4 protein-coding genes are annotated in these 3165 nt (G+C 57.7%); all 4 read left to right on the top strand.

The genetic code is table 11. The features are described 5' to 3' along the window. Nucleotides 1-169: 169 nt before the first annotated feature. Complete coding sequence (locus tag C8K58_RS31875; RefSeq protein WP_108574905.1) at nucleotides 170-1297, top strand: FAD-binding oxidoreductase; 1128 nt, start codon at nucleotides 170-172, stop codon at nucleotides 1295-1297. Next, nucleotides 1200-1574, top strand: coding sequence for a (2Fe-2S)-binding protein (locus tag C8K58_RS31870; protein ID WP_371921662.1), 375 nt, complete (start codon nucleotides 1200-1202; stop codon nucleotides 1572-1574). Before C8K58_RS31875 ends, C8K58_RS31870 begins: the two co-directional genes overlap by 98 nt. Continuing rightward, nucleotides 1571-2971 (top strand): NAD(P)/FAD-dependent oxidoreductase, encoded by a 1401-nt coding sequence (locus C8K58_RS31865; protein WP_108574904.1) that lies wholly within the window; start codon nucleotides 1571-1573, stop codon nucleotides 2969-2971. The genes C8K58_RS31870 and C8K58_RS31865 overlap by 4 nt, the downstream gene beginning before the upstream one ends. After that, nucleotides 2968-3165 (top strand): hypothetical protein (locus C8K58_RS32590; protein WP_218279016.1); only part of this gene is annotated, 198 nt, incomplete at its 3' end. The genes C8K58_RS31865 and C8K58_RS32590, both read left to right, overlap by 4 nt.

Here is a 3165-nt window from a genome sequence, read left to right as displayed (position 1 = left end):
AACAAGCACAGACCAAGATTCATGATGACGTTTGCGGCGTACCACTCTTTGGCCTTAAGCAAGTATGGGTGCATGGCGATGGCGTGAACTATGGCTACTCCCTAAAAGGTACGTTGAATCTGCAACCGCCCGTTACGGAGCTTACGACTGTCACTCGGGGTGCGCAGTAATGTCACAAGAGTATGACGTGATCGTAGCGGGCGCCGGCATGGCAGGCGCGGCTATCGGCTACGGGTTAGCTGGGATGAACCGTCGTGTACTGATGCTGGATGGTGCGGATACGGATTTTCGCGCAGCGAAGGCCAACTTCGGCTTGGTCTGGGTGCAAGGCAAAGGGCTTGGGCATCCCGGCTACCAGCGACTATCGATTCAGGCTGCCCAAGCTTGGCCTGAATTTGCAGAACAGTTGCAGGCAGAAAGCAGTATGACGGTTGCGTACGAGCGCAATGGCGGTCTGAACTTCTGTCTGAGCGACGACGAGTGGAGCGCGCGCGCCTCGGAACTCGAAGCATGGCACGCTCAGACGCCTGAATATGCGCGTTCGACTCGTATGCTGGATCGAAAAGAGCTGCAACGGCGATTCCCGACGATGCGTTTGGGCGAGGCCGTAGTCGGGGCAAGCTTTGGAGAACTGGATGGCCAGGTGAATCCTTTGCGACTGCTGGCGGCGCTGCAAACAGCATATTTGCGACGTGGCGGCCAGCTTCGGAACAACCATGCGGTTACAGCTATCAATGCGCTGCCGGGTGGTGGTTTCGAGGTTGTAGCGGGCGGATTCCGGGCGCGCGCCGGGCGCGTGGTAATCGCCGCTGGTTTGGGATCCTCGGTGTTGGGGCCGATGGTTGGACTCGATGTCCCTTTGCGGCCGCAGCGGGGCCAACTCCTTGTGACAGAGCGTTTAGCGCCGTTGCTACCGGTACCGTGCAGTGGTCTACGCCAAACAGGTGAAGGCACCGTCATGATTGGAGTGACCAATGAAGAAGTCGGCTATGACCTAAGCACGACTTCTCAGGGCGCAGTTCGCATGGTGCGCAAGGCAATGCGAATTTTGCCAGACATTGCCAAAGCGAAACTGGTTCGCCAATGGTCTTGCCTTCGAGTCATGACTCCAGATGGCAATCCCGTTTATGCGAATTCTGTTCAACATCCCGGGGCTAGCATCGCGCTCTGTCACTCGGGTCTGACATTAGCCTCCTTTCATGCCGGCGAATATGCCAAAGCGCTTGCTGCTGGCGTGCTCCCAGCCGATCTGGGGATCTTCCATTATGGGCGTTTCAATGTTCAAAAAATTGCATGATGCGGGAGCGTCCACGCTGACGCTCTATATAGACGGTCAAGCCGTCGAGGCAGAAGGCGGTGAAACTATCGCAGCCGTGCTTCTTCGGCAGCGAACACCAGCAAGCCGCACAACACCCGTACATGAGAGCCCACGTGCGCCCTATTGCATGATGGGTGTGTGCTTCGATTGCTTGGTCATTGTCGATGGTGTGGCGTCGACGCAATCCTGCTTGGTTACGGTGCAGGAAGGTATGCGCGTGGAGCGCCAATTCGGTCGTCGGAGTGTGATGTTATGACGCGCGAATTTGATGCAGTCGTGATTGGGGCAGGACCTGCGGGCATGAGCGCCGCGATTGGCATGCGTAACCTGGGGCTCTCTGTTCTTGTCGTGGATGAGCAGCCCGCACCCGGCGGCCAGATCTGGCGCGCAGTCGAGAAAGTTGCCCCCACGTCCACGGGTAAGATTTTGGGTGATGAATATCGTGCTGGCGCAGATCTAGCTGCGAGCTTCCGTGCTTGTGGTGCGGTCTACGAGCCGCAGACGCAGGTCTGGCAGATCGAGCCAGGGTGGCGCGTTTTCATGAAGCGCGACGGACAGGCCGAAGCGGTGCGAGCTAATCAAGTTGTGCTGGCTATGGGGGCGCAAGAAAGGCCTGCGCCGTTTCCGGGTTGGACACTGCCCGGTGTACTGACAGTTGGTGCAGCCCAGATTTTGTTGAAGACCTCGCGTCAAGTGCCGTCAGGGCCTGTATGGGTGGTAGGCAGCGGCCCATTACCTCTTTTGTATATGGCGCAGTTGTTGCGCGCTGGCGGCAGTATTGCTGGCTGGCTGGATACGTCGCCGCCAGGTGGGTGGCGCCGAGCACTGCCCTGGATGGGGGCGGCTCTCGCGGACTTGGTTGAAATCGGTAAGGGGCTTACTTGGTTACGCGATATACGGCGGTCAGGTACCCGACGGATACGTGGAGTGACTTCGTTGCGGGCGCTGGGTGAAGGTCGTCTGCAGGAGCTGGAATATACACAAGCCAATGGCAAGACCACTCGTGTAGCGGCCAGCTTGTTGTTATCGCACGAAGGTGTTGTGCCATCCATTCATATGACCCAGGCCCTTGGTTGCACGCACAGTTGGAGTGCCGACCAGTTATGCCTAGCTCCAGACCTTGATGAGTGGGGCCAGACGAGCAAGCAGGGTGTATACGTGGCAGGTGATGGTGCCGGTATTGGTGGCGCGAAGGTGGCATGCGTTCGAGGTGAGTTGGTTGCTCTAGGTATTGGTCTGCGTGCTGGGCGCGTCACATCAGATTCAGCCGCTACACAGGCCATTCCTGTCCGAGAGAAGTTGCGAAGATTAATGCGCCTACGCCCCATGCTGGATGCGTTGTATCCGCCCCGGGCCAGCATCTTTTCCCCTTCCGACGACACCGTCGTTTGCCGGTGCGAAGAGTTGACTGCTGGTGATATACGCAAAGCGATGGCGATTGCCTTACCAGGTCCCAATCAGCTCAAGGCTTACACGCGTGCTGGCATGGGACCGTGCCAAGGTCGGCAATGTGGTTACACCATTGCACACATTGTCGCGAGCGAGCAGAAGAGGCCGGTTTCGGAAGTGGGCTTTTACCGAATCCGTCCGCCAATCAAACCGCTGACCCTCGGAGAGTTGGCTTCTCTAGACATCGAAGAGGAAAAATCATGAATACGTTAAATCGGGAGGCGATCGGGAGCGGCGGGTGTATGCACCTGCCATCAGCCCGGTTTACGGTCCTTCAGCATTGCTGGCACATGACGGATCGTGTGCGTGATTACATTCTGCCCTCGGGCAATAGTCGCTCAGCCTGGATGATCTGGTTGAGTATTTGTTGGGATGGTGCAGTTGATGTGTCACAGACT

Source organism: Pseudomonas sp. GV047, from assembly GCF_003058245.1.
GTDB lineage: Bacteria > Pseudomonadota > Gammaproteobacteria > Pseudomonadales > Pseudomonadaceae > Aquipseudomonas > Aquipseudomonas marginalis.
Note: the sequence above shows the minus strand (reverse complement) of the source record. Positions and strands in the feature narration are given on the sequence as shown.

What these genes read in the sequence shown, in the direction of transcription:
- C8K58_RS31875 (WP_108574905.1), top strand. Translation starts at nt 170, where the DNA reads ATGTCACAAGAGTATGACGTGATCGTAGCGGGCGCCGGCATGGCAGGC.
- C8K58_RS31870 (WP_371921662.1), top strand. Translation starts at nt 1,200, where the DNA reads ATGCCGGCGAATATGCCAAAGCGCTTGCTGCTGGCGTGCTCCCAGCCG.
- C8K58_RS31865 (WP_108574904.1), top strand. Translation starts at nt 1,571, where the DNA reads ATGACGCGCGAATTTGATGCAGTCGTGATTGGGGCAGGACCTGCGGGC.